The organism is Tessaracoccus sp. OH4464_COT-324 (assembly GCF_003932855.1).
Lineage (GTDB): Bacteria > Actinomycetota > Actinomycetes > Propionibacteriales > Propionibacteriaceae > Arachnia.
On the sequence record NZ_RQYZ01000146.1, the window covers coordinates 1 to 359 of the forward strand.

1 protein-coding gene is annotated in these 359 nt (G+C 65.2%); it reads left to right on the plus strand.

The window, feature by feature from the left end; translation table 11 throughout:
- Nucleotides 1-26: 26 nt before the first annotated feature.
- On the plus strand, nt 27-359 hold a 333-nt coding region (locus EII42_RS12515; protein WP_148098070.1), incomplete at its 3' end, for a hypothetical protein.

Genomic DNA, 359 nt, shown 5'->3' on the forward strand with positions numbered 1-359 from the left:
AGGGGTGGTTGCCGCGGAAGGTGCGGTTGAACACGACGTGGGGTGCCCGGATTCGTTCCGGGCGGGACCTGGCCGACGCGTTCGAGCGGATCTTCTCGTTGGCGCGAACGGCCTCTCAGGAGGCGTCGGCGACCGGGGCTGATGGGGCGTTGGGTTTGTCGCCCGAGTTGCCGTCGGAGGTTTCCCTCGGGGTTTATTCCGTGGAGGAATACCTGACGGTCCTGCACACGCATGCCGCGTTCCATCGTGGTCTTGAGCGGGAACCGGTGCCGGGTCCGGTAGATGGTCAGGTTGGTCGGTTTCAGGGGGTGTGGGTGGCTACGGATTCGTTGGGGTGGCCGGTTGAGGTGGACTGTGAT